24 protein-coding genes are annotated in these 26,983 nt (G+C 42.8%); 18 read left to right on the top strand and 6 right to left on the bottom strand.

The features are described from left to right. Window positions 1-4: 4 nt before the first annotated feature. Window positions 5-889 (top strand): LysR family transcriptional regulator, encoded by an 885-nt coding sequence (locus ACSQ8P_RS24955; RefSeq protein ID WP_436237661.1) that lies wholly within the window; start codon window positions 5-7, stop codon window positions 887-889. Window positions 890-941: 52 nt separating this feature from the next. On the opposite strand, the gene ACSQ8P_RS24950 is transcribed toward ACSQ8P_RS24955, so the two are convergent. Together ACSQ8P_RS24950 and ACSQ8P_RS24945 are read right to left on the bottom strand one after the other, a co-directional pair. Then, window positions 942-1,631 (bottom strand): zinc metallopeptidase, encoded by a 690-nt coding sequence (locus ACSQ8P_RS24950; RefSeq protein WP_236285814.1) that lies wholly within the window; start codon window positions 1,629-1,631, stop codon window positions 942-944. Between the two features lie 22 nt (window positions 1,632-1,653). Further along, window positions 1,654-2,094 (bottom strand): MerR family transcriptional regulator, encoded by a 441-nt coding sequence (locus ACSQ8P_RS24945; protein ID WP_436237660.1) that lies wholly within the window; start codon window positions 2,092-2,094, stop codon window positions 1,654-1,656. A gap of 304 nt (window positions 2,095-2,398) precedes the next feature. On the opposite strand from ACSQ8P_RS24945, the gene ACSQ8P_RS24940 reads away from it, so the two are divergent. Genes ACSQ8P_RS24940 through ACSQ8P_RS24930 form a run of 3 tightly spaced genes read left to right on the top strand, consistent with a single transcriptional unit; the run spans window position 2,399 to window position 5,691 of the window. Continuing rightward, entirely contained in the window at window positions 2,399-3,784 is a 1,386-nt protein-coding gene (locus ACSQ8P_RS24940) for an ammonium transporter (RefSeq protein ID WP_436237659.1), read from the top strand. A gap of 39 nt (window positions 3,785-3,823) precedes the next feature. After that, window positions 3,824-4,906: a DUF294 nucleotidyltransferase-like domain-containing protein gene (locus ACSQ8P_RS24935; protein ID WP_436237658.1), complete on the top strand. Its 1,083-nt coding sequence runs from the start codon at window positions 3,824-3,826 to the stop codon at window positions 4,904-4,906. Between the two features lie 50 nt (window positions 4,907-4,956). After that, the gene (locus tag ACSQ8P_RS24930; RefSeq protein WP_436237657.1) at window positions 4,957-5,691 is read left to right on the top strand and encodes an exonuclease domain-containing protein; all 735 of its coding nucleotides are present in this window, start codon (window positions 4,957-4,959) and stop codon (window positions 5,689-5,691) included. Here the strand turns inward: ACSQ8P_RS24930 and ACSQ8P_RS24925 are convergent. Next, on the bottom strand, window positions 5,685-6,113 hold the full coding sequence (locus ACSQ8P_RS24925) for a Mov34/MPN/PAD-1 family protein (RefSeq protein WP_436237656.1): 429 nt from the start codon (window positions 6,111-6,113) through the stop codon (window positions 5,685-5,687). The genes ACSQ8P_RS24930 and ACSQ8P_RS24925 overlap by 7 nt on opposite strands. Before the next feature lie 43 nt (window positions 6,114-6,156). Continuing rightward, window positions 6,157-7,467: an MFS transporter gene (locus ACSQ8P_RS24920; RefSeq protein ID WP_436237655.1), complete on the bottom strand. Its 1,311-nt coding sequence runs from the start codon at window positions 7,465-7,467 to the stop codon at window positions 6,157-6,159. Between the two features lie 129 nt (window positions 7,468-7,596). Here ACSQ8P_RS24920 and ACSQ8P_RS24915 point away from each other — a divergent pair, with 129 nt between their 5' ends. Then, window positions 7,597-8,133 carry a TlpA family protein disulfide reductase gene (locus tag ACSQ8P_RS24915; RefSeq protein ID WP_436237654.1) on the top strand — a complete coding sequence of 179 codons (537 nt, stop codon included), beginning with the start codon at window positions 7,597-7,599 and terminating at the stop codon, window positions 8,131-8,133. 61 nt (window positions 8,134-8,194) lie between these two features. On the opposite strand, the gene cimA is transcribed toward ACSQ8P_RS24915, so the two are convergent. Then, window positions 8,195-9,814: a citramalate synthase gene (gene cimA, locus ACSQ8P_RS24910; protein ID WP_436237653.1), complete on the bottom strand. Its 1,620-nt coding sequence runs from the start codon at window positions 9,812-9,814 to the stop codon at window positions 8,195-8,197. Between the two features lie 237 nt (window positions 9,815-10,051). Here cimA and ACSQ8P_RS24905 point away from each other — a divergent pair, with 237 nt between their 5' ends. From ACSQ8P_RS24905 to ACSQ8P_RS24875, 7 genes are all read left to right on the top strand, one after another. Further along, window positions 10,052-11,353 carry a DNA polymerase IV gene (locus ACSQ8P_RS24905; protein ID WP_436237652.1) on the top strand — a complete coding sequence of 434 codons (1,302 nt, stop codon included), beginning with the start codon at window positions 10,052-10,054 and terminating at the stop codon, window positions 11,351-11,353. Between the two features lie 5 nt (window positions 11,354-11,358). Beyond that, the gene (gene mobB, locus ACSQ8P_RS24900; protein ID WP_436237651.1) at window positions 11,359-11,862 is read left to right on the top strand and encodes a molybdopterin-guanine dinucleotide biosynthesis protein B; all 504 of its coding nucleotides are present in this window, start codon (window positions 11,359-11,361) and stop codon (window positions 11,860-11,862) included. 67 nt (window positions 11,863-11,929) lie between these two features. Continuing rightward, window positions 11,930-12,163: a ferredoxin gene (locus ACSQ8P_RS24895; protein WP_028556576.1), complete on the top strand. Its 234-nt coding sequence runs from the start codon at window positions 11,930-11,932 to the stop codon at window positions 12,161-12,163. Window positions 12,164-12,332: 169 nt separating this feature from the next. Continuing rightward, entirely contained in the window at window positions 12,333-14,186 is a 1,854-nt protein-coding gene (locus ACSQ8P_RS24890) for a CHASE2 domain-containing protein (RefSeq protein WP_436237650.1), read from the top strand. Between the two features lie 27 nt (window positions 14,187-14,213). Beyond that, window positions 14,214-16,076: a FecR family protein gene (locus ACSQ8P_RS24885; protein WP_436239596.1), complete on the top strand. Its 1,863-nt coding sequence runs from the start codon at window positions 14,214-14,216 to the stop codon at window positions 16,074-16,076. A 34-nt stretch (window positions 16,077-16,110) separates the two neighbouring features. Then, a complete protein-coding gene (locus ACSQ8P_RS24880) occupies window positions 16,111-17,733 on the top strand; it encodes a stalk domain-containing protein (protein ID WP_436237649.1) in 1,623 nt (540 codons plus the stop codon). 130 nt (window positions 17,734-17,863) lie between these two features. After that, the gene (locus ACSQ8P_RS24875; RefSeq protein ID WP_436237648.1) at window positions 17,864-19,402 is read left to right on the top strand and encodes a L,D-transpeptidase family protein; all 1,539 of its coding nucleotides are present in this window, start codon (window positions 17,864-17,866) and stop codon (window positions 19,400-19,402) included. A 150-nt stretch (window positions 19,403-19,552) separates the two neighbouring features. On the opposite strand, the gene ACSQ8P_RS24870 is transcribed toward ACSQ8P_RS24875, so the two are convergent. Next, entirely contained in the window at window positions 19,553-19,705 is a 153-nt protein-coding gene (locus ACSQ8P_RS24870) for a hypothetical protein (RefSeq protein ID WP_436237647.1), read from the bottom strand. A 348-nt stretch (window positions 19,706-20,053) separates the two neighbouring features. On the opposite strand from ACSQ8P_RS24870, the gene ACSQ8P_RS24865 reads away from it, so the two are divergent. The 6 genes from ACSQ8P_RS24865 (at window position 20,054) to ACSQ8P_RS24840 (ending at window position 26,977) form a co-directional block, all read left to right on the top strand. Then, window positions 20,054-21,409 (top strand): ABC transporter substrate-binding protein, encoded by a 1,356-nt coding sequence (locus ACSQ8P_RS24865; protein ID WP_436237646.1) that lies wholly within the window; start codon window positions 20,054-20,056, stop codon window positions 21,407-21,409. 88 nt (window positions 21,410-21,497) lie between these two features. Continuing rightward, window positions 21,498-22,403: a carbohydrate ABC transporter permease gene (locus ACSQ8P_RS24860; RefSeq protein WP_436237645.1), complete on the top strand. Its 906-nt coding sequence runs from the start codon at window positions 21,498-21,500 to the stop codon at window positions 22,401-22,403. Between the two features lie 41 nt (window positions 22,404-22,444). Continuing rightward, window positions 22,445-23,284, top strand: coding sequence for a carbohydrate ABC transporter permease (locus ACSQ8P_RS24855; RefSeq protein WP_236285801.1), 840 nt, complete (start codon window positions 22,445-22,447; stop codon window positions 23,282-23,284). A gap of 146 nt (window positions 23,285-23,430) precedes the next feature. Continuing rightward, window positions 23,431-24,849, top strand: a complete 1,419-nt coding sequence (locus ACSQ8P_RS24850; RefSeq protein WP_436239595.1) for a PTS transporter subunit EIIC — start codon at window positions 23,431-23,433, stop codon at window positions 24,847-24,849. Window positions 24,850-24,888: 39 nt separating this feature from the next. Then, on the top strand, window positions 24,889-25,722 hold the full coding sequence (locus tag ACSQ8P_RS24845) for a PRD domain-containing protein (RefSeq protein ID WP_436237644.1): 834 nt from the start codon (window positions 24,889-24,891) through the stop codon (window positions 25,720-25,722). A 157-nt stretch (window positions 25,723-25,879) separates the two neighbouring features. Next, complete coding sequence (locus ACSQ8P_RS24840; RefSeq protein ID WP_436237643.1) at window positions 25,880-26,977, top strand: quinone-dependent dihydroorotate dehydrogenase; 1,098 nt, start codon at window positions 25,880-25,882, stop codon at window positions 26,975-26,977. The last annotated feature ends 6 nt before the right edge of the window (window positions 26,978-26,983 follow it).

Raw genomic sequence — 26,983 nt, 5'->3', positions numbered from 1 at the left:
TCACGTGGAATTAAGACAATTGCAATATTTTGTGAAGGTTGCTAGGAAGCAGCACGTGACACAGGCGGCGGAAGAGCTGCATGTAGCGCAGTCTGCGGTTAGTCGGCAAATTCATTTGCTGGAAGAGGAACTCGGCGTTGATTTATTTGTTCAAAAGGGGCGTAATTTACATTTGACCTCTGTGGGGCATTTATTTCTAAGCCGAGTTGAAGGTATTCTTACGGATTTAGAACGTGCGGTGGGTGAAATCCATGAGTTTCTTGATCCGGAAGCTGGCGAGATTCGTATTGGTTTTCCCCATAGTTTGGTCATCAATTTACTACCTGCTGTTGTTGCAGCATTTAAAAAAAATCATCCGAATGTGAAGTTTAGACTGCGTCAAGGTACATACACATCGTTAATTCGTGATGTTTCGAGGGGGGAGATTGATCTCGCGTTTATTTCACCCTTTCCTGAATCCCACGAGCACGTGACAGGTGAGATTTTATTGACAGAAGAGCTGTATGCTATCATCCCTTCTAATCATATTCTGGCAGACTATACGTCAATTCGGCTTGAGCAGTTGAAGAATGAACCTTTTGTTATGTTTAGTGAGGAATATACGCTTCGTACGATCGTGATGGATGCTTGTCAGAAGGCAGGCTTTGTACCTAAGATTGAGTTCGAAGGTGAAGAGACGGATACGATTCGTGGTCTTGTTGCCGCGGGTATGGGTGTCAGCTTACTTCCAGCGATGGCTTTATTGGAAAGTGGGCAAACACAGCCAGTCAAGATACGAGTTACAGATCCTCATGTTACTAGAACGGTTGGTTTAATTTGTCGCAAGGATGTGAAGCTGCCTTTGGTGGCTGAAGTGTTTCGGCGATTCTTATATGATTATTTTAAATGAGAAAAGCTCTCCGTACAGGTCTAGAAGCACCTGAATGGGAGAGCTTTTGTGTTTAATCGTCGTTGTTGCGACCATTGAAAATCATAATGTACTTCAGAAGCTCAAGCACAGAGATTAATGCGGCTGCCACGTAGGTTAATGCGGCAGCATTCAAAACCTTAGCTACGCCACGTTCTTCTTCATTAGAGATGAAGCCTTGTGCCACCATTTCATTGCGTGCTCGGTTGCTGGCATTAAATTCAACCGGTAACGTAACTAATTGAAAAGCTACGGCTACGGCGAAGAAGATAATGCCGATTTCTAGTAACCAAGGGATACTCTGAAAAAAGAAACCCGCAAGGATGAGTATAGGTGCCACGCCGGAAGCAAAGTTAACAACAGGGAACATCTTGTGTCTAGCGACGAGCATAGGGTAATGTACTTGATGCTGGATAGCGTGACCCACTTCGTGACAAGCAACAGATACAGCTGAGATGGAACTCTGGAAGTAGACGGGCTCCGACAAACGTACGGTTCGAGCCATTGGATCGTAGTGGTCTGTTAATGTTCCAGGCACAGCTTCGACAGGAACATCGTAAAGACCGTTAGCATCTAACATTCGTCTTGCGGCTTCGGCCCCAGTCATGCGTGAGTAGACAGGTACGCCCGACCATTTGTTAAAGGTTCCTCGCACTCGGAATGAAGCCCACATGGAAAGGCCGAATGCAATAATAATTAGAAAATCCATCGGGTGAAAAAACATAGGGCATTCCTCCGTATTTCAATTATGAGAACGGATTTTTACCTAGAAGGACAATAAGTGCTTCGATACAAGCGGCGGTTGGTTGTGTCAGAATATGATACAGCTTTTTCAATTGCTTAGGCTTCAATTGCTGAACAAGTGGGCTAAGCTCTTTGGCTTCCTTCATTAATTGTTCTAGATGCAATTGAAGGGATGTAAGCTTATCTGTCACTGTATCGTCGGAGGTCACTTTACTCCATTGTTTTAAGTTTACTTTGATTTCCTCTAAGGTATATTTCTCGTTCTTCATTGATTCAATACGCCTTAGTCGATGCAAAGTTTCATCACTGTACAGACGGTAGTTCGTATCGGATCTTCTTTCAGGTTCGATTAAGCTCAGCTTGGTGTAGTAATCAATGGTACGAGGGCTGACATCAGCAAGCTTGGCGAGCTCTCCGATTTTATAAAGCTTCTCATTCCCCATGCTAAATTCACCTCTACTCCAATGGTTTGAATTTCTTTCTTCTATATAAACATGATAACTGATAATAAACCGTACAGTCAAACGTGATGCTTCGAAAAGCTGACATTGAATATTGGTGTAAAAAAGATAATTTGTGAACAGCTAAGAGCCGAAACACGAATTATGCCTGTTTGATGTTAGGTTATTTTTCGCTTTTTTCAATATTTTAACGAAAATCCTATTGTCAAACCCAATTAACCTGTATATAATGACATTAAGAGTTTCATTACATGTTACTTAATCTAACATTAAAGGAAGTGGTCGTATGGTTAAGAAGTTGTTGTTAGCTTTCGGCGTTATGTCATTACTGTTCCCTACACTCGCATTTGCAGCGGATGAGGCGACAGCACCACAACTACAGAGCGCAATTGATGCAGTATGGGTAATGTTAGCAGCAATCTTAGTCATTTTCATGCAAGCTGGTTTTGCACTTTTAGAAGCGGGGTCAACTAGAATGAAAAATGCCGGTCACGTAGCCGGTAAAACGATTTTAACTTTCGGAATATGTGCCATTGCATTCTGGGCCGTAGGATTTGGTTTCGCCTTCGGTGATGGAAATGCATTCTTCGGAGAAACGGGCTTCTTCGTAACAGGTTTAGAAGATCAAGCTGCTGCAGCATTCGGATCTCTTTCCTTCTCCGATGTGCCAATCGGTATCAAATTCTTGTTCCAACTAGCATTCGCTGGTGTATCCCTTGCGATCGCATGGGGCGGTTTTGCGGAAAGAGCGAAACTTCCGGTTTACTTCATTTTCGGTATTCTTTACACAGTTATTATCTATCCAATCGTAGCGCACTGGGTATGGGGCGGCGGCTGGTTGAGCAAATTGGGTATGCAAGATTTCGCGGGTTCAACTGTTGTTCATTTACAAGGTGCGACTGCAGCGTTAGTAGCAACCATCTTGCTTAAACCACGTATTGGCAAATATAATAAAGATAAAACCCCTAACTTGATTCCAGGTCATAACCAAGTATTGTCTGTTCTTGGTGTAATCATCCTATGGATCGGTTGGTTCGGTTTCAACCCAGGTAGTACGCTTAGTGCAATGGGTGACGGATTCTTCGGTTATATCGCATTGACAACGAATATGGCTGCTGCAGCGGGTGCTGTTGCTGCATTGATTATCTCTTGGATGTACTTCGGTAAAGCGGATATTCCTAGCATGTTGAATGGTGTTCTGGCTGCGCTTGTTGCGATCACTGCAGCATGTGCGTTCGTAGACGCTTGGGCTGCAATCGTGATTGGTGCAGTAGCGGGTATCGTAACATTCTTCACCGCACAATGGTTCGAAAGAGCTGGAATCGATGATCCAATCTATGCTTTCTCTGTACACGGTATCGCTGGTATCTGGGGTACACTTTCCACTGGTTTGTTCGCAACACCTGAGCTTTCAGCGAAGGTTGGTATCGGTGGTGCAGGTTTATTCTACGGTGGTGGTTTCCACCAATTAGGAATTCAAGCACTTGGTCTTGCTGGGGCACTAGCATTCGTACTTGTTCTTTCCTTCATTATCCTAGGTATTCTTAAAGCTACAATTGGTCTTCGTGTTACTGAAGAAGAAGAAATCATTGGTCTGGATCTTTCCGAGCATGGTTCATACGGATATCCTGAACAAATGAAAAAAGCAGCTCAAAACGGCATGTCCGTTTAATAACACATATACTTTCTACTAGAGCAAAGGGGATGCAACATGAATCATCTCTCAATGGAACGGATCCTGGAACGCATTTATCAGTCGGAGCAATTCGAAGAGATGCGAATAACCAGAGATCAGGTGCATGAGATGTTTCGGGAGCATCTCCTTTTTTCCTATACATCTGAATTGGGACAGCAAATCAATCAAGTGCATGATGCGTTGATTCAAAGAACGACACAGATTGCTGAACATTTACTTGAAGATGAAGGTTACGGAAAGCCACCTGTTGCGTATGCTTTTATCTTATTGGGCAGTGGTGGCAGGAGAGAACAGACGCTGTGGAGTGATCAGGATAACGGACTCATTTATGGAGATAGTGAAACGCATACGCAAGATGAATTAGATTGTTATTTTGATAAGCTTGCCTCGTATATCATTCGCGGTTTGGATGTATTGGGTTATCCCCCTTGTGAAGGGAATGTCATATCCAGCAATCCGCAATGGCGTAAGTCGCTGCAAGGATATACGGAGATGATGGTTGGCTGGTTTATGGAACCGGATTGGGAAAATGTGCGATACCTGCTCATTTTGGCGGATATGCGTTGTATTTATGGTTCAGAGGCATTGGTAGGGAAGTTGAAACAATCGTTTCTTGACTATGTTCAGGAACATCCGGGACTCTTGAAATATTTGTTGTCAAACACATTGCATCACAAAATTTCGTTAGGTATATTTAGTCACTTAATTACAGAACGCTACGGCGAGGATGCTGGTGGATTTGATATCAAATATGGCGCTTATATTCCGATTGTAAATGGGATTCGGCTGCTTGCTATTCAAGCTGGAATTACAGCCACTTCTACGATTGAACGAATTAAGCAGTTAAATGTGAAGGGGATTGTATCCGAGCAGCTAGCCAAGGATTGGGAAATGGCTTTTTCCATCGCATTAAAGCTAAGAGATAGTACACCGTTCCAGTTAGATGGAGAGAAATATACGACTAGAGGTAAACTTACGGCAGATCAACTTAACAAAGAGATTCGCGTGCAATTAAAGCAATGTCTACGTACGGGAATTCAGTTGCAGAAGTATGTTGGTAAATCCATAGGATCACACATAGAGAGAGAAAAAGGTTAAATATATCGGAATCGGAAATCACGTTTCAATGGGTAGGGAGAGTGAATCACGTGAAGGATATGCGTCCGGCAGGTCGTATGTGGCATTTATATAAGATGGGTGGATTAACTCCAGCTTTAACTTCGATGTTTGATGCACAAAGTGCGCAGCAAATGGCCTTTATTCGGTCGATGTTGAAAGAGCAACGGAAGGATTCTTTGTTTGAAATTCCTCTGCACGCGATGGAAATCGTGGTGTTTGATCTTGAAACGACGGGCTTCTCTCCTTATAATGGAGACGAAATTATCTCATTCGGCGCTGTCTCTGTTATTGGTGGTGAAGTGCAGACGCAAGATACCTTTTATAAAATGGTGAACCCAAAACGTAAAATTCCAGATGAAATCGTAAAGTTAACGGGTATTACGAACGAAATGGCTAGCGATGCACCTGATCTAATCGGTGTATTAAGTGATTTTTTAGAATTTGTACAGCAGAAAATTTTAGTCGCTCATGCCATTGGTCATGATAAAAGTTTTTTGAACTCAGCCCTGTGGCGTACGTCAAAAGTAAGCTTATCTCATCGTGTTTTAGATATTATGATGATAGCGAAATGGCTCATGCCCAAGCGGAAAAATCTAGGTTTAGACTCTCTTCTACATGCTTATGACATCCCGATTACAGTGAGACATCATGCTCTTGAGGATGCATTGATGACAGCGCAATTATGGTCCAGATTTATGGAAGAAATAAGAGCAAGAGATGTAGACACACTAGGTGATTTATATGCTTTATTAAGCCATCATTGACCGATGACAAACGAAAGTTTGTGATATGCGGTAGTGGTGGTTTTTTTTAGGGAATAGACCTGGAGGTCGGGATTCTCCTCGTGTTGCAGGGAAAGGATCCAGTAGGTTGGAATGGTGTGCCAGAGTGTTAAGAGGTCCTCGGCAGAGGGTATTGGTGCGGCAGTAGGGTGTGAATGAAAAATCCCGACGATCGTACTACGTATATCCGTTAGGTAGGGAAGCATATCGATGGGATTGATGGTGAATTGCCGTGTTGGATGTGCCGCGTAATTTCGAAGAGGGATAAATGAGTGGATGTGCAGCTCATCTGACGGTGAGAAAGAAGCCTCCCTAATAAGGAGGCCACATGCTTCATTGGGGAGTGAGTGCCTACTATGAGCGACCATTTCGTCATATAATTGTCTAGATAAATGGATGCTCACTTGCACTCCCTCCCTCACACTGCTTGGACATGAGGTTAGTATATCATGTTTGTTCTTTCAATTCTGCTTTGGGTTTAATGAAGAAAAACACCAAAGCTAACATTATAAGTGATAATGAGGCCACCGTGATGAAGAGTGTCTTATGTGAGATGCTCATGAGCCAACCGAATAGTGGAGGACCGAAGGCGACCCCAATAAATCGTAAGCTATTATAGAGGGAAGTAATCATCCCGCGTTGCTCGCGCTCTACCGATCCGGTAATGAGCGTGTTTAGGCATGGGAGCAGCAGTCCAGTCCCGATCCCACTGAGCGATAATAAGCCTATGAAGACATACAGGTTCCCATTTAGGAATGTAGCCAAGGTAAGGGATACAACCATGGTCATAAGCCCGATATTCATGAGCCAGCGCATGAGTTTGCCATTTTGTTTGATTTTCGCCCCTGTGGTATAAGAGGTAATAACGAGGCAGAGCAAAGGGATCGCAAGGATAAGACCTTTCTGTACGCCTTCAATGCTGTAGGGCTTTTCTTCTAAAATCTGTGAGAGGTAGAAAAGTACGCCGAATAAGATGAATAAGGTGATCGAACCAGCTATGAAGGCGGGTATTAGCCAATGGCCTTTACTTTTCATGATGGTTTTGATTTGCTTTAAATAGAGCTTGAGTGGTTCGGCTTCTTTCTCTTTGGCAGGCTCTTTGATCATGAAAATAACAGCGAGCAGAGCGAGTAAACAAAAAAGTGGAAAAGCAAAAAAAGGCGCAAACCAAATAATTAGCGCTAAAAGAGAACCTAGAATGGGACTCACAACCTTGCCGATTCCGTTGGAGGCTTCGATGAGTCCGAGGGCTTTGCTGGCTGTGGGACCCTTGTAAATATCGCCAACAAGAGCCATGGCAATAGAGGCTGTACCCGCGGCTCCAAGGCCTTGTATAGCTCGAGAAGCTATAAGTATAGGATAGGAGTTCCAGACGGCTCCAAGCCCTGCTAGGACCCCGGCAGCTCCGTATACGATAAGCGAGGGGATGATAACACCCTTACGTGTGAAGCGATCAGATAAATAACCGGATATCGGAATGATGAGGCCTGCTGTCAGTGAAAATAAGGTGATGATGAGTGAACTTTGAAAGCGCGAGATATTCATTTTATCTTGCAAATCTGGCAGAATCGGGACAAGCATGGAATTGCCAAGGACAAGCACCAACGGGATGGAGGCAAGTGCGAGGTATTGCCAAACACTTCCTTTCTCGCTCGTGTCCGTCTTTTTAGTATTGGAGGCGTCATCTTCTTCATGCTCGTAAATTCTTATTGTATTGAGCGGGGCTTTGCCTCTCGTTTTCGCTGCAGCTTGTTTCATTTCAGCGGTTCCTTTCATCGCAAAGAGTAGGTTTACTTTTCCCTAATAAGATAAAAGCATACTTAAGGATCATGATGTTGGAATTTTCGCTAATTTGGAGATAATATAGAGGGAGTGGAGGTTGATACTGTGAAGAAGAATCTCATCGTGATCGCTTTCGTCGTTCTATTGGCGGGCTTTGCGATATATCAGAATGTACGGAATGAAGATAAACAAACCCTCATGCCAAGCGAGCAAGCGGCAAAGGTGAATTTCTTAGCGCCTTCGTTTACATTACAAGGGTTGGATGGGAAGGACTATTCCGTTGGCGGGCCTCGTGAAAAGCCGATGTTTGTGAACTTCTGGGCATCCTGGTGTGGGCCTTGTGAGGAAGAAGCGCCTGATCTGGTGAATTTGTATAAAAAATATGAGGGGAAATTTGATCTTTATGCGGTGAATGTAACGCCTGGGGATAAAATGGACAATATTAAAAAATTCGTGGACACCTATCAGTATCCGTTCCCCGTGTTGCTCGATAAACAAGGGACGAATGCTGATACCTATAACGTTATTGCTATTCCTACAAGCTTTCTTATTGATAAAAATGGCGTGATCAGGGAAATCATTCATGTGCTTTCCCCGAAGGAGCTCGACAAGAAGATGGCGAGTCTTCTGAAGGAAGATTGAGTTAATACTAAAAAAGCTGCAAGAGAGCATTTCATGCTCTTGCAGCTTTTTTATATAAGGATCAATGATTCACTAAGCCTAAACGTTCTTGTTGCTCTTTGTTAGCTGGCTCCACGCGTTGTCTGCTGATGAGGGCATAACGTAAGCTGTCAACAAGTGCATACCAACTAGCTTCAATAATATTACTAGATACACCGAGTGTGTTCCATGTGGTGTTAAAATCTGTGGATTCCATGAGCACGCGAACCTTACCGGCTGTTGCATCTTTCTCGTCCAGTACACGTACTTTATAATCTGAAAGATGAACATTCTTTATGTCTGGATAGTATTGAATGAGAGCTTTACGTAAGGCATTATCAAGTGCATTGACAGGACCATTACCTTCAGCCGCGGTGTAGATTGTTTCGCCATGTACTTTCACCTTGACGATAGCTTCTGAGACAACAGAATGATTGGCTGTTTTCTCAACGAGCATCTTAAATGATTCTAAGGTGAAAATTTCTTCAAGACCTTCAAAAGCCTCACGCAACAGGAGTTCAAGCGTAGCATCCGCACCTTCGAATTGATAGCCTTGGTGTTCCATGTCTTTAATTTTCTCGATGATCTCTTTGGTCTTCTGATGCTCTTTATTGAAATCTAAGTTAAGTTCTTGTGCCTTGACCAGTACGTTGCTTTGACCGGCTAGCTCGGAAACAAGCACGCGTTGTTTATTTCCTACATACTCAGGTTTCGTATGCTCGTACGTGCTGGCATCCTTGAGAATGGCGGAAACGTGAATGCCTCCTTTGTGTGCGAAAGCCGCATTGCCAACATAAGGCTGGTTAACAGGCATATGCATGTTGGCGATTTCACTGATATATCTCGAAACGGACGTAAGTGACTTCAATTGATCATAAGAGATAACATCATAATCCAGTTTCAATTGTAAGTTAGGGATAATCGAGCTTAGGTTAGCATTTCCGCAACGCTCCCCATAGCCGTTAATAGTTCCTTGGACTTGTCTAGCGCCAGCTTGTACGGCAGCTAAAGAGTTCGCAACGCCTAGTTCACAATCATTGTGGGCGTGTATGCCTACTGGTGTAGAGACGTGTTGCGTAACTGTTGTTACGATCGCTGTGATTTCATTAGGTAAGGATCCGCCATTCGTATCACAAAGCGTAATCCAATCAGCTCCAGCGTCTTGAGCCTTTTTAATTGTTTGCAGCGCATATTCTGGATTATTCTTGTAGCCATCGAAGAAATGCTCGGCATCATAAATGACTTCCATTCCGCTGCTTTTCAAAAAGAGAACGGAGTCATAAATCATGTTCAAGTTCTCTTCAAGCGTTGTTTGAATAGCTGTCGTTACGTGGAAGTCCCATGACTTACCGAAAATCGTGGCGACTTGTGCGCCGGATTCTACAAGTCTATTTAGGTTAATGTCATCTGAAGCAAGCGAATCTTTCCGTCTTGTGCTTCCGAATGCGGTGATTTTGGCATTCGTGAAAGTCATCGTGCGTGCCCGCTCAAAGAATTCAATGTCTTTGCTGTTGCTGCCCGGCCATCCGCCTTCAATATAATGAACCCCGAGCTCATCGAGCTTACGGGCAATTTTGATTTTATCCTCAACGGATAGGGAGATACCTTCTCCTTGGGTTCCGTCTCGTAGGGTGGTGTCGAAGATTTTGACTGATGTTGGCATGGGTTCCTCCTTCAAAAGCTAGCAAAGTGACTTCGGTGAAATTGATGTGAGTAGTTTCGCTTGCTTTAAAGCGCTAATGTATAATTTACGATTATAACATAAATGTACAGGTAAAGACATCATAACGTAAAATCGCGTCTGCTTGAATGATTATTTTTTTGACATCTCAGGTTGGTTATGTTTCACTCGAGAAGACGGCTCTGAAATCTGATTCAATCATACTGGGAGGTAATGAATATGGTGTCCGTAGAGCATCATTATCCCAAGCAAGGCAGAGTCATTTTACATATTGACATGAATGCATTCTATTGTTCGGTTCATGAAGCCGTAGAGCCTGACTTATATAAGGGGAAGCCTCTTGCTGTTGCTGGGAGTGTGGAGCTGCGTAAGGGGATCGTCGTTACTTCATCATATGCAGCGCGCAAGCTGGGGATCAAGACGGGCATGCAAGTTAGGCAAGCGTTGAAAATATGTCCAGATCTCATTTTAATCAAACCTGACTTCGATCTCTATCGAAATTTCTCGAGGCGATTTATGCAGATAGTCTATGGATATTCACCGATGGTAGAATCTATGTCAATTGATGAATGTTTTGTAGATATTACAGGTTCCAAGCAATTTGGAACGCCACTTGACATCGCAAATAGTATCCAAAGTAGAATTATGCAAGAGTTGAAATTACCATGTTCCATTGGTGTCGCACCGAATAAGCTGCTAGCTAAAATGGGATCTGATATGAAGAAGCCTAATGGGATTACGGTGTTGCGACTTCGTGATGTGCCGACCGTATTCTGGGATAAACCGTGTCAGTATTTATATGGAATTGGGAAAAAAACAGCGGAGAAGCTTACAAGGCTTGGTATCCTAACCTTAGGGCAGTTGGCTATTGCTGATGAAGCGCTGTTAAGTAAGCACTTCGGAGTCATGGGTGCGCACTTGAAGCGCTCAGCCAACGGGATTGATCCCTCAGTTGTGAATCCAGAGCAAGAGCAGAGCAAGTCCATTGGCCACACGACGACTTTGCCGCGTGATTATACGGATCGTATCGAAATCCATCGTGTCCTGCTTAATTTAGCGGATCAAGTAGCGAGGAGGCTTCGTAAGCAGGAGCTCATGACTTCGACGATTCAGATTACGATCCGAGATCCTGAGATGAGGACGATTACGAGATCACTTACCTTGCCAACGCCGACTGAGCATATGGATGATATTTATCGAACCTCCTGTCAGCTATATGATCATCAATGGGAAGACGGAAATCCCGTTCGACTACTCGGAATCACGCTGCAGAATCTGATTGCCAAGGAAGAATCCTATGTACAACTAGATTTATTCGATTACGAGAAACAGCCTCGCAGGGAAAACCTAAATCGAGTCATGGATGGTCTACGTGATAAATTTGGAGAAGGTGTAATTCTTACAGCAGGGATGATGAGTGACGACCCATCTTCCTTAATTCGAAATCACAAAGTAAGAGGGACGTCCTTGCAAATGGATCATTTGCGAAATAATCCTCTTCATAAAGATACAGGAGAGTGATGAATATGGCTCATTGTTTGGGCTTCGCGGGATTTTCCAATAGTGGGAAAACAACGTTGGCAGCTAAGCTTATTGTTGAAATGAAACATCGCGGCCATCGAATTGCGGTAATGAAACATGATGCCCATGGACATTATAAAGAAGCGAAAGGGGCTGACTCCACCGTTTTTGTTGAGACAGGTGCCGATGTTGTGGTTACACTTTCTCCGAATGCCATACACGTCTATGAGAAGAAGGAAACACCGAGTCTGGAAGAACAATTAGTAGCATATGCCCATCTTGATTATATTTTTATTGAAGGGTTCAAGAGGGAAAAGCATCCAAAGATTGGGGTTTATCGTACAATAGAACAAAGAGAATTACTTAAAGGATTGGCGCCAAGCCTAATTGCAGTTGCGACAGATCTATCTAATCTAGAAGATGATTTCGCAATTCCACAGTTCAATTTGAATGATATCCGTGGAATTGCAGACTTTATTGAGCAGTATTTCATGAATTGTCAATTTTAAGGTTTGAACTTTGTCCGTATTTATATTATATTTTACAATGAGGATAATTAGAGGAGGAGTAGAAAACATGGCAAAGTATACATTTGTTGATAAAGATACGTGCATCGCTTGCGGCGCTTGCGGAGCTACAGCTCCAGATATCTATGATTACGATGATGAAGGTTTGGCAGAAGTAATTTTTGATGGTGATGGAAACAAAGGGGTTACTGAAATTCCTGAGGATCTATTTGATGATCTACAAGATGCTCAAGATGGCTGCCCAACAGACTCCATTAAAGTTGCGGATTCACCTTTTAGCTAATCATAATTAAAGAATCATTTTGTGGGAAAATCACGAAATGTCGAAAGAGCTCGTTTCCTGAGAAGGAACGGGCTCTTTTTTTGATGAATTAATGTGAAATTTGTAACAATTTATTGCCAATTTGTAGATAGCATCTTACAATGAAGCTAGTAAACTCGGGGAGGATTATATGGGTAAGAAGAAATGGATTAAGACTTTAGTAGTAGGACTCTTATTAATGGTATTTTCGACATATTTCTACACAGTGAACTCTAGCGGTTTATTTTACTTTGTCGAGGGTCCTCTCCAGGATATTTTGCGTGGCGCAAAGTCGGTGGATGAGCGACAGCCGGATGATCGGATCAAGATTGTTAAAATTGATGAAAAATCACTTTCTGCCATCGGGAAGTTTCCATGGGATCGAAGTACATATGCGCAAGTCATTGAGAAGTTAGAGCAATCAGGTGCAGCTGCTATTGGGATAGACGTTGTGCTTGCTGAGCCATCGAAGAACCCCGCAGACGATAAAGCATTAGCTGATGTACTAGCGAAGTATTCTAATATTATTTTGCCTGTACAAATTAATTATCCCTCCAAACAACAGTCAGCAGGCGAACTAGTTCCTGAGAGAATTGATTATCCCTCCTCAACCCTAACGACCAAAAGAGATCAAATGGCCCATATCAATGTATTTGTTGATAAAGATGGCAAAGCACGTAAACTGCCCGTCGGTTTGCCTGATGAGAAAGGTGCTTACATACCCGCATTCAGTGTCGCTCTAGCGAATTTAGTTCTGGATGAAAATGAAAAAGTAAAGCGTGATGGGGCAATCGGAGAATGGAAGCGCGGGAATGAAGTCATACCAACGAACGATAGAAATCAAGTGACAACTGAATTCTTCACACAGCCTAGACAAAAGGTTGATGCGACAACAGGTTATGAATTGCTCTCCTTTGTTGATGTACTTAATAGTACCAAAGCACTGCCCCTCAAGGGTAGCATTGTGCTTGTGGGTCCATTTGTGACAGCTATGCAGGATGAATACCCTACACCGATCTCCTCGGTCAAGATGTTCGGGATTGAAATCCATGCCAATATGATTCAAACCTTGTTAGAGAGCGTGTTCTTTAAAGATGTATCGAAATCAGCGGGGATCGCAATTATTTTGCTTATATCATTGTTGGCTATCTTTTTATTTGAAAAGTTCAGTGGGAAGACTGCACTGTTCATTTTCATAGGGATCTTCGTAGTTTATGGTCTTGTATGGTTAGGATTCTATAGTATCGGTTCTACGTTCTTACCGTTGGTGTATCCACAATTTGCGCTAGTAACGATCTATGTATGGTCATTAGTCAGCCATTATTTAGAAGAACGAAAAGAACGGAATCGGGTTACTGGTATTTTCGGTCGATTCGTTTCCAAAACCGTTGTGGACGAGCTATTACAGTCGGGTGAAGATGTGAAACTTGGCGGAAGCCGTAAAGACATTTCATTAATTTTTGTTGATATTCGCGGATTTACACCGATGTCGGAACGTCTAGAGCCTGAGCAGGTGATTCAGGTGTTAAATGAATATCTAGATGTCTGTACGAAAGCCATCTTTAAGTTCAATGGTACGTTAGATAAATTCATTGGTGATGGCGTTATGGCGATGTTTGGCGCACCGATTGAATATGAGAATCACCCTGAAATGGCCGTGCGTGCTGCGATCGAGATGAAGTCTCAAGCAGATATTCTCGAGCAGAAATTGATTAAGAACTATGGTATTGGTGTGAAATTCGGATTAGGTATTAATAGTGGTCCTGCGGTTGTTGGTAACATCGGCTCTGAGGATCTGAGGTTGGATTATACAGCCATTGGAGATACCGTTAACTTATCAGCACGACTAGAATCTAATGCCAAACCAGGGCAAATTTTGATCAGTGAACAGACGTATGAGCGTGTCAAAGGACTATTTGAGATCGAGTCGATTGGTGAAATCAAAGTAAAAGGGAAAGAAAAACCGGTTGCTGTGTATGAAGTTATTGGACATTTACATAAATAGAGTTGCTGGGAGGCATGCGGAGTGGGAATGACAAAGAAATCATTTATATCCATGTTATTAAGTTTTAGCTTAGTGTTTAGTTTGGTGTCTGTGCTGTTGGTGAAACCAGTAGATGCGAAAACGGTCCGGGTTGCCATTATTTCAGCATTGTCTGGAGACGTCACGATTAAAAAAGGTGGCGGTTCTAAAACGTATGATGCATATGAGAGTATGAGCTTAAATCAAGGGGATACCGTTTATACAGGGGACAGCTCCTCGGTAACACTTAACTTAGCAAGTGGTGATGCGGATGTCACATTAGGGGACAATGCTGAACTTAACGTATCAGATCTCAACTCTTCGAATGGAAATAAGAAATCCAAGCTGAAAGTTTGGGCGGGTTCCATGTGGGTCAAAGTTAAATCATTGGCCGGTGCAGATGATGAATTTGAGGTTGAAACGCCAACGGCGGTAATGGGTGTACGTGGAACGCAATTCTTTGTTTCCGTCGATCCTGTTTCTGGTAAAACCAAAATGGCTGTAGGTTCAGGCAGAGTTTCCGCTTCGACTGTAACAACGGATTCAGATGACAATCAAAAGACGACGATTACTTATGTGAACCCAACGCAAGAAATTTCCTTGGATTCAAGAGATGAAACCACTGATCTAGACTTGAAGGTGGAATTCTTCGATTTAGAAGATTTTATTAAAAATGCTTCACCAGAAATTATTAAAGAGTTAATTCTAAACAAAGCAGAGATTGATAAAGAAAACGATGAATTTATCGAGAAAAAGCAGAAGGAAATTGCAGCTGGTACGCTTACGAATGATCAAACTTCTTTGAGTATTAAAAGTCAAACTGACCTCGATAAAGTAAAACAAAACTTAGAAAATTTGATCGGTAACATCGCGAAGCAAGCGATTGCGGACAAGAAGTTAGATCAAAAAACGGTAGACGCGATTATTGCTGATGCCAATAAAAAAATTGATTCAGCTGATAAAAAGCTAGATTTAACTAAAGTGAAGCCGCTTGATAAAACTGCGGGTGTTGATCCAGAACTAGAGAAAAAGAAGCAAGAAGAGCTTAAGAAGCTTGAAGAAGCAAAGTTGAAGAGTAAGCTTGAGAAGGAAAAGGCAGAAGATGCTGCAAAACAAAAGCTTGCTGATGCTTTGAAAAAGTTAGAGGATGAAAAGAAAAAGATTGCCGAAGAGAAGTTAGCTGCTGAAGCGAAGGCGAAAGCCGAGGCTGAAGCGAAATTGAAGGCGGGGATGACGGAGCAAGAGAAGCGGGAATATGATGCAGTTGCTGAGCCGAAGAAGGATTCCCCAGCTGATAACTCAGGCACAGGAAGTGGTTCGGATTCGGATACAAATCCAACTCCAGCTCCAACGCCTACTGTTACTTTGAGTAAAGAAACTATTTTGGCACCGCTAACGCTTAGTAATGAAGGTGGGTCAAGTGCAACTCCAATTTCTCCTTATTATTATTTAAATGTAAATTTAGCTAACTTTATCGAAACCTATAATAATGATATCTATGCTGTTGAAATTCATTTACTATACGGTGCTAATACGCGTTATTATGACGATTCTCAACTAATTAACAAAGACATTTTCTTCACAGCAGCAGAAAGCGAAACGAGCGCAGATAATATCAAGGCATATGAGTTGAATCAGAGTAGTGAAGACATAAATGAACTCATTTATGCTGTAACTAAATTTGGCAATGTGAAAAACATTTCTGTCTCTGGGCCTACGAAACTTGTAAGTATCCCGATGGTGACATTTGGAAGTGATACGATTCGTGTAGGTAAAATTGTGATCGTTCGTAAGAACGGCACGACCGTTGAGAAAATAGTTAACATGGCTGATATTGCGCCGTTAAGCGTTGTAGGACCGTCGAATGATTAAGAATAATGTTCACTAGATAAAAAAGGAGATCCCAATGAAACCATTACAACAGATATTTGTTTCAAGTATAATCGTTGCAACATTGCTTGGTGGATCATCGGCTTGGGCCGCTAGCTTAGATGCGGACGGTTTGAAGTCAAGCGCTGGGCAAATTCTATCAGACGTGTCGACCCTTGCCGGGATTGGTGAATTCGAAGATATAGACGGCCCTGCCTTACAGGCAGCCTTCCGTGCACCAGGAAGCGTTGTACAGCTTGCAGACGGTAGTATCCTTATTGCGGATACACGTAATCACGTTATTCGTAAAGTAACCGGTGGTCAAGTGACCACATTTGCAGGACCTGCTCTTACAGTTTTGAAAAATGCACAAGGCTTCCCGACTGGAGGTCTTCTTGATGGGAAAGCTTCAGAAGCTTTCTTTAATGAGCCAACAGGACTAGCGCTTGATGCAAAAGGGAACGTCTATGTTGCGGATGCCGGAAATAATGCAATTCGCAAGATTGATGTGACTGGGATGGTTTCGACAATTGCAGGAAACGGTGTGCCAGGAAATAAAGATGGCAAGGGAGCAGACGCAAGCTTCAATCATCCGAGTGATATTGCGGTTGGTGCTGACGGCACCGTCTATGTGGCTGATTCACTCAATCATGTTATTCGTAAAATCGCTGCAGATGGTAGCGTTACGACGCTCTCTGCGCCTGTTACACGTGTTATTCAGGTTCGTCCAGGTGAAGCTTCATTCGCGGGGGAATATCACGATGGCAGCCTTTCTACGGCGACATTTAATGAGCCTTCTGGACTTGCTTTGGATGGCAAAGGGAATCTCTACGTCAGTGATACTGGGAATCAGCGTATCCGTTATATTGATCTCTCATCAAGGATTGTATCGACAATCGCTGGTTCTACACCAACGGTTGGGACTTCGGCGATCTATGGAAAGAATGAGTTATATGCAGCAGGTGATTTTGCAGATGGAGAAGCTTTGAAAGCGAAGTTTGACTTCCCGAAGGGTCTGTCTGTGACCTCAGAGGGTGGTCTTCTCATCGCGGATAGCTTGAATCATTCAGTTCGATACCTGTTGAATGGCCAAGTTACTACGCTAACAGGTACGCTTCAAACGGGGGAAGCGGACGGCGTTGAACAATCTGCAGCGTTTTATAATCCTTCGGATGTATGGGTAACGACACAAGGTAATCTGGTTGTAGCGGATGCATCCAATAACAAAATCCGAAAAATTACGCCGTATCAATTGCCAGAGACTGTTTCGAATGATGGACAAGTGAAGGTAGTTAACGGTAATAAGCTCATTTCCTTTGATGCTCAACCTGAAATTCAAGATGGGCGTACTATGGTGCCAGTTCGTGCGATTAGTGAAACGTTTGGGTATAAGGTGACTTATGTTGAACGGGCTGGTAAATCAATTGTACAGCTCTCCAAAGGCGATTTGACGGTAGAGTTAACCATTGGTGAAACGGGGATCATTCGTAAGCAAACTGGTCTGCCAGATTTGAAAGTAGATACAGATGTAGCGCCTTATGTGAAGCAAGATCGTACTTATGTGCCTATTCGCTTCTTCGCGGAACAGATTGGATTGGATGTGCAGTGGCAGGCGGCGGTTCAAACTGCAATTTTACGTGTGAAAACTTTTATTAAATAGACTTGTTGTTAGAAAAGGTTTGGAAAGGGGATTCCCTGACCAAGCCTTTTTCTCATTTGGACTTCAGCTTTGTGCCTCGATTGCCGATAAAAACGGAGAATAGTGGAAATCGGACTGGGGGCAAGAAAGCTTGAAGCCGAATAATCGAAACGATCAATTGACGAAATTCTTCCAACATAATCCGATCGAGGATCCTCAGTATCTCAAGAAATATGTCAAAGAGCATCCAGATCATAAAATGGCTTGGTATTTACTAGGCAGAGAGTATACGGCTCAAGGGAAAGCTGGTAAAGCGGCATACTGCTTTGCACAGGCTGGAGAAATATATGAAGCTTTTGAGCAGCAAAAAATAGTGTTGGATGAGCCGCTACCCCCAAGCAAGGAGGAATCGAGGCAAATCAAAGAAGGGGCAGTAGCTGTAGATCGTCAAGCCCAGGCACGTGGAAGACGGAAATGGCTAGCATATTTTGTGATGTTCGTTTTACTGGCGCTACCTGCGGGAATAGATCTAGCTAAATCGAATGGGATGGAGCGTGTGGCGGTTGCGACAGAGCAGCCTGTGGTGGGTAGCAAGGTTGCATCACTTTCAGAAATTCAAGTGGATAATCCCGGATTAAAGCTGTATTTCTCTAATGGGGATTGGGGGAAGAAGCTGCAACAGATTTTACAACCCCCTGTCAGAGGAACGGGAGAATCTTTGATCATGGATGCGCCTCCAAGTAAGGATGGCCAATGGAAAGAATGGCATCGGTCGGTTAGTCCCTTGCTTAGCGTGGAACATTCAGGAGCGGGTGGAAATCAAGCTGTGCTAAAGTATTATCAGGCACAAATTTGCTCCTGTCAGGTGGTAGATAGCTCAAAGCTAGTGCTGGTCATTCGTGCTTGGATGCATGATCGTGAGGAAGCTATTGTTTTGCAAAGTGCAATTCAGGCTTATCAAATAAAGACGGGTGGTTTACCGGATAAGCCACAACAATTGACGATGCCGTATCCAGATAATCTGTTGCCAGGACTGACACCGCAAATGAAAGAGTCTTTTCCTGCTGCCTTGCAAAATGTGGCTGAGCTTTCGAGTGGGAAGGCAGCTCAAGTGCCTAACCAAACAGGAGGTGCTGCTGGAGAGCAACCTCCGAAAACGATTGAAGAGAAGGCTCTAGCAGCGAGTAGTTCGCAGCCTGTTGCCTCGCCAGATCCATTTATAGAGCCGCTAAGGATTATTATTGATACTGAACAGCATCAGCTGGCTGTTGTGAGTGGGGATTTCATCTTGAGGCGTTATCCAGTAGGGCTAGGTGGAATTAAAACGCCGCAAGGTGATTTTATGATCAGTGAGAAAGTACGAAATCCGAATGGCAGATCGAATGGTGAGTTCGGCAGCCGCGGGATGACTTTGTCTAATTCGCTTTATGCCATACATGGGACGAATAAACCAAAGAGCATAGGTAAGGATGAGTCTCATGGATGTATTCGTATGCTGCAGCAGGATGTGGAAGAATTGTATAACATGGTTCCTGGGCAAACGAAGGTGACGATTGGCAAGGGTGTGTTACCTATTTCTGAGGGAGCTGAAGGAATAGGCGCTGGTCGTGGAATTCCTCAGCAAGCGATCAGTTTGCCACTAGAGACGAAGGATAATAATCCAAATAAGGTATATAAATGGCTGGATTGAAAAAGGAGGTGCAAGTTTGAAACTTGCCTCTCCTTTTTGGGTTATCACGCATTGAATTGATGTATGTAGCTATTGCAAGTTTTCTTCTTGACAATCATTGAGAAAGCGATTACAATTCGAAATGTGAAGTTTTCAATCACTTTAACGAATTCATTTGTTTAAAATGAGCAGTAAAGTCATGAGCAATATGACAACTAAGAAAATCGATCCTGTCCAGTAAATCGCTTTCATATTTACTTCGTTTTTCTGTCTGCGCGAAGCGGTTACTGGTTTGCGTTTGGCCATAAGAATCACCTTTTCCATTAGGATTAAACGAGATGATTCTATCATATCATAAGAATGCACATTCAACGAATAAGAAAAATGAGCGTTTTGAAAAAGAGTATTGACGTTCATGTCATTTTATTGTAAGATTTAATCACACGGAATACCTAAAACAATTGAATATGTCAGTTTTAATAACATGTTACCGCGAGGGCATTAGTTATTAGAAGAAATGCAAGTCTTCTTCTATAACTATGCCCTTTTTATTTTGCCAAATTTTGAAGCATGAAAGGGGTTGATCGTGCAAACTAAAACGAAATATTACTATCGGGTACACGCTTCACCAATAAATAATTAGATGAATTAAAAAAGGGAGAAGATGATCACATGAACATGAAAAAATGGTCAACAATTGGTTTGGCAACGTCAATGGCACTCGTAGCTGCAGGTTGCGGTAAATCCACGCCAGTAGAAACAACAAAACCAGCAGCATCTGTAGCTCCAACAGCGGCAGCTTCCGCAGCTCCTACTGCAGCAGCTTCAACTAAACTTACTGGTGATTTTGAAATCCAATACTTTGTTGGCGGATACGGCGACAAATGGTGGAAAAAAGTTATTGCTGATTTCCAAGCGAAAAACCCTGATTTGAAAATTAAAGAAAGTGCGGGACCAAAAATCAACGAGCAAATGAAACCCCGTTGGATCGCTGGTAACCCACCTGATTTCGTATACATCGATGGACCTGAGTTGTTCGACCGCCAAATGGTTACAGACGGACAACTGGAAGATTTGACTGACTGGATCAAAGACGCTAAAAACGTTGATGGCGAGAAAATCATTGATTTGCTTGCTCAAAAGCCTCAACTATTTGATGGTAAAACGTACAACATTCCTTTCGTAATGAGCTCATGGGGAATTTTCTATGATAAAGCTCTTTTCAAAGACAAAGGTTGGGCTGAGCCGAAAGACTTCGAAGAGTTCTTGGCTGTAAGTGAGAAAATTAAAGGTGCTGGCATCAATCCATTCATCCACACTGGTAAATATCCGTACTACATCAACGGTGGCGTATTGTTTCCAGCGATCGTATCTGCGAACAACAATGACTACAAATTGCTGCAAGATATGTCCACAAACAATCTTGAGGCTTGGAAAAATCCTGCAATCATCAAAGGTCTAAACAAAATCGTTCAAATGCGTGATAAAGGCTACATCGACAAAGCATCCGTACAAATCAACCACACGGATTCCCAATCCTTGTTCCTACAACACAAAGACGCATTCATCCCGAACGGTCTATGGTTACCAAACGAAATGGCGAAAGACGTTCCAGGTGGCTTTGACTTCGGTTTCATTCCATCCATTACACAAGATAAAGGTGGAAAAGTTGTTGCTAACACGTCCACAGCTACTTTTGGTATCGCGAAAAAAGCGAAAAATAAAGATGCTGCAAAAGCATTTATGCAATTCGTATTCTCCAAAACACAAGCTTCCCAATGGGCTGAGCTAAGTGGTGCTCCTTCCAACGTTAAAGGTGATATTTCTTCTTCCAAAGCTCCTAACTTCGTTAAGGACGCTGCGAAATTCTTGTCTTCCCCTGACACTGTCGTAGTACCAACTGTTTCCTTTGCTGCTGACGTAGATAAAGCTATGCAAGATGCAACAGTTGCCTTGACAATCGGAACAATTACACCTGAACAATGGGTGACTCGTGTATCCGATGTTGTTGCGAAACAAAAGAAATAGGAACTGAATGAAGCAGTGCGGAGAACAACAAAGGCATAGCTGCCTAAGGCGTTCTCCGCCATTTTAATGATAGGACGGTGACGATAGAATGAAGACCAACGGGAAAAAGCTGAAACGGAATTTATTCATCGCTTCATTCATCATTCCGACTTTTCTATTCTTCTGCGTATTTACGATATATCCCGTTATACAGGCGTTACAGAAGTCTTTCTATGATTGGTCAGGAATGTCTGAAAATAGCGAGTTCATTGGTTTTGATAACTTCGTTGAACTTTTCAAAGATCCGATTGTACTTAGAGCCATTGGAAATGACTACTTTCTCGTAGTCGGTAAAGTGATTGGGATTATGTTTCTGGCGACTTTTTTCGCCGTAGCGTTAACAAGATTTAACCTGAAGGGTTCTGGTTTCTTCCGAGCCATCTTCTTTATCCCGAATGTCATTTCAGTCGTTGTTATCGGCGTACTTTGGAATTTCATTTACAATCCGCAAATCGGTTTCTTGAATGCTTTCTTGTCTCTCTTTACGGAAACGAAAGTTGATATTACTTGGCTAGGATTTCCTCAGCACACGATCTGGATGCTTCTACCCCCTACAATTTGGGCAGGTATCGGCTTCTACATGATCCTAATGATTGCTGCAATCGTGAATATTCCTGCTTCTTATTATGAGGCAGCTAATATAGACGGAGCCGGTCAATGGTCGCAATTCCGCCATATCACCATGCCGCTCATCTGGGAGCAGATTAAGGTTTCCATCGTTAACATCGTTATTACTACACTCAACGGATCCTTCGTTATTGTTCAGCTCATGACCAATGGCGGGCAGCCCGATAATACGACGCAAGTTATGGGTTCTTATCTGTATCGGATGGCTTTTCAACAGTATCATTTCGGTTATGGAGCAGCCATTGGTGTCATGATTCTGATCGTGTCACTTATCACAACACTGATCTTGCAACGTATCATGCGCCAAGAAACCATCGAAATGCACTAAAGTCATCATAGACAAAGATACTGAGGGAGGGAAACCATCGTATGGCTATCAAAAATCCATTAGCGAAAATGTTAGTTTGGATCATTCTAATCATATGGAGTGTAGCCGTGCTTTATCCACTGGTGTGGACATTGCTCGATGCGCTCAAAAATAATGAACAATTTTTCTTAAATGCCCCATGGGCATTGCCTAAATTCCCATTACTTTGGTCGAACTTCTCGTATGTGTGGAGTAAATATAACTTTAGTACATACTTCCTGAACTCCATTGTGGTGACGGTAGGAAGTACGCTACTGGGTATGATCCTTGCAGCGATGACGGCTTATATCCTGGCAAGATACGATTTTAAAGGGAACAAAGTTCTTCTAACGATCTATATCTCTTCGATGATGATTCCGTTTGCGCTTGCTTTGATCCCATTGTTCTTCTTGTTGAATGATTTGCACCTCATCAATACTTGGTTGGGGCTAATCCTCGTCTACGCGGCACTCAATTTACCATTCGGGATCTTCTTGCTTGTTGGGTTTTACAAATCGCTGCCGAAAGAAATTGAAGAAGCTGCGATTATTGATGGAACTTCTCACTATGGCACGTTCTTCCGGGTTATGTTACCATTGTCACAGCCAGGTCTGATTACGGTTATGATTACAAACATGCTGAATAACTGGAATGAGTACTTCCTAGGGGTTGTTCTAACGAATGAGCCTACCAAGTACACGCTTCCGATTGGTTTGGCTGTTATGCAAGCTGAGATGCAATATCGTGTAGAATGGGGTCCATTATTCGCAGGATTGCTGATCACAACATTGCCAACTTTAATCGTATATATGATATATCAACGCCAGATTGCAAGTGGGATTACGGCAGGAGCTGTGAAATAACGGTATATGGCAATGCATAGAAAAAACACCTTAACCTAGAGGAATTTATCCTTTCGGGGGGGTGTTCTTTCTACTATAATGGGGATAGGTAAAAGCAAACAAGGAACGGCCAAACTTGTGGGCTATAGGTGAATCTGATGAGTGTAATGTATGCGTTTCAGAAGATGGGGAGATCACTGATGATCCCTATTGCGGTGCTGCCGGCAGCATCCATTCTTCTTCGAATTGGTAAAATGTCTTTTAATGATCCATTCCTTGTTCATGTGGCTCAAATTTTCGAGCTCGGTGGTAGTGCGATTTTTGATAATTTGCCTCTCATTTTCGCAATAGGAATTGCGATTGGATTAACTTCAGGAGATGGCATTGCTGCCTTAGCGGCTGCCGTTGGATATTTGGTTTTTGATAACGTCCTTAAACATTTTCAAATCGTTTCAGGCAGCTCAGAGCCATTGGATACTGGCGTGCTCGGTGGGATGATGGTGGGGATGCTTTCTGCCACTTTCTTCAATCGATTCAGTCATATTCAGTTACCTAAGTCGCTTGGATTCTTCGGCGGTAAACGGTTTGTTCCACTCTTGACATCCCTAGTTATGGTTTTCCTTGGTGTATTGGTTGGGGTCATCTGGCCTCCTGTGCAGCGAGGGATAAGTGAAATCGGATTATGGATTGTTGATAACGGGAACATTGGGGTTTTCATATACGGCGTAATGAATCGCTTGCTCATTCCTACAGGTCTTCATCATGTCATTAATAATATCGCTTGGTTTCAAATAGGGGATTTCGTTACGCCAGCAGGCAAAATGGTACATGGGGATATTTCACGCTTCTTCGCGGGTGATCCGACAGCAGGCATGTTTATGACAGGTTTCTATCCCGTTATTATGTTTGGCTTGCCAGCAGCCGCTCTTGCTGTCGTGAGAAGCTCATCTTCCTCTACTAGGAAATTTGTAGCTCCAGTCATGTTAACTGCTGCGCTGACAAGTTTTCTTACAGGTATTACAGAGCCAATCGAATTTGCGTTTATGTTCGTAGCTCCTGGTCTTTATGTGATTCATTCAGTACTTACGGGCTTCTCGATGCTCATTATGAATATGCTTCAAGTGAAAATGGGTTTTGGTTTCTCTGCAGGCTTTATTGATTTCGTGCTGAATTGGCACTTGGCTACGAATCCATATTGGATATTACTTATTGGAGTCGTCTACTTCATTTTATATTTTATAACTTTCCGAGCTTATCTACATTTCTTTCCGATGAAAGTATCAAATAAGGATGAGATTGAGCAAAGTGTTGAGATAGAAGCTGCTGATGAAAAACCATCTCTGATAGATCGGCCAACACGTATTCTCAACCAAATTGGCGGAGCTTCTAATATTATTTCCATCGATGCTTGTATTACACGACTTCGGCTTCTCGTTAAAGAAGAGGGACTTGTGAAAGATAGCGAGCTTAAGGAATTAGGTGCTATTGGTGTCATTCGGTTAGGAAAAGGCAATGTTCACGTTGTTTTTGGGACAGAGTCGGAACAAATTCGTGAAAGCATTAAACCTTTGCTAGGTACAAAATGAGAAATAATCAGGACAAGCCTAAGAACGCGGAGGTGTCTTATGATTGATCGGACGATCATACATGTTCTATCCCATAACGTGGTGATGGCGCATTTAAGCTCAGGGAAAAATTCCATCGCATTTGGTAAGGGGATCGGATTCAAGAAAACACCAGGTATGATGATTAATGAAGCAGAAATTACACAAGAGTTCCTGTTGCATACATCAGAAGTACTGAAAAACTATGAACAAATCCTAAATGCAGTCGATGTTAAAATCATCGGGATAACCGAAGAAGTCATTGCCTATGCTCAAAGCATGCTGGAAGGCGATTTCTCAGAAACGATCCATGCTTCACTTGTAGATCATATTAACTTTGCGGTTGAGCGGCAGAAGCGCGGAATCTTCATTACGAATCCATTTGCCTATGAAATTGGATACATGTACCCTGAGGAATATAAGGTTGCTAAGAAATCTGTTGAATTCTTGAATGAACATCTAGATGTGAAATTACCTGAGGATGAGGTTGCATTCTTGACGATGCATTTCAACAGTGCGCGTAAGAAAGAGCAAGCATCTGATTCTCTTGCGGTTGTTAGAGTGGTCTCACAAACGATCGAATCTGCGAAGGAACTTGGCTTTAATTTCGATGATTCGTTCTCAACACTTCGGTTTATCAGTCATTTAAAAGGTGTAATTGAACGGGTTAAGCAAAAGAAAACTCTTCAAAACTCACTCCTTTCCAAAATTAAAGAAGAATACGGCGACACGTACGTGAAGGCAAAGGTTTTATCGTTAATGTTAAGTGATTCACTGCAATTAGAAGTGCCTGACGATGAGACGGGATACTTAACGATGCATTTGGAGCGCTTGCTGCAACGTACAGAAGTATAGGTGAAAATAAATAAGTTAGAGCATTCCCTTGCAACCTTTGTGGAGCAGGGATTTTTTGTCTGAATACGAGGTTTAAGATCTCAAGTGGATTGCATATTTCTACATTGTCAGCTAAACTGACTGTTAGAGTACTTAGAGAGAACGGAGTGCATAGGACATGCTGTATAAGAAATTAGCCAAGCCCGTTTTGTTCCGAATGGATCCGGAAAAGGCGCATCATTTAATCATTGACGGCCTCAGTGCTGTTGGGAATTTACCTGGGAGCAAGCAATTGCTTAAATCCATGTATGGGGTCCCAGAATCCCCGCAATTAACACAGGAGTTATGGGGATTGCACTTCGGTAACCCAGTTGGCCTTGCTGCAGGGCTAGATAAGAACGCGAAAGCGGTCAAAGGATTTTCACAAATGGGGTTTGGATTTATGGAAGTCGGTACGATTACTCCAAAACCACAACCAGGTAATGAGCTCCCTCGTTTGTTCCGTCTTCCTGAAGACAAAGCACTCATTAACCGCATGGGATTCAATAATGTAGGCACAGCTGAGATGGCACACAACCTAGAGAAAACAGGGAAACATGTGATTCCAGTTGCTGTAAACATAGGGAAAAATAAATTAACACCAAACGAGCAGGCCGAAGAGGATTATCGTGCTTGTATTGGAGCGTTATATACATATGGAGATTTCTTTGTTGTTAACATAAGCTCACCAAACACACCTGATTTGCGTAATTTACAACATGGCGATGAATTGAAACGCTTGTTGTCTACGGTTCGGGATGAAATGCAAGTGCAGCATAAGAAGCATGGTGGTGCCGCGAAACCGGTTCTTGTCAAAATTGCACCAGATCTAACGGATGATGAGCTTGTTCTTACTGTACAAATCATTAAGGAAAGCGGAGTATCTGGGATTATCGCAACGAATACCACGCTAAGCAGAGAAGGCTTAAGACATGCTAATCGCGAGCAAGCTGGCGGGTTAAGCGGATTGCCATTAACGAAGCGCTCAACAGATGTTATTCGACGTGTGTATCAATTAACAGATGGCAAGCTGCCGATTATTGGGGCTGGCGGGATTTTCACCGCGCAAGATGCTTATGACAAAATCCGGGCTGGAGCAAGTCTTGTTGAAGTTTATACCGCATTAATTTATGAGGGACCAGGTCTACTTGGGCGTATAAATAAAGGGCTTCAAGAACTGTTAAAGAAAGATGGTTTCACACATATTTCCCAGGCAATAGGCGTAGATTCGCACTAACTTCAT

It is taken from the genome of Paenibacillus sp. LjRoot153, from assembly GCF_964253085.1.
GTDB lineage: Bacteria > Bacillota > Bacilli > Paenibacillales > NBRC-103111 > Paenibacillus_E.
Note: the sequence above shows the minus strand (reverse complement) of the source record. Positions and strands in the feature narration are given on the sequence as shown.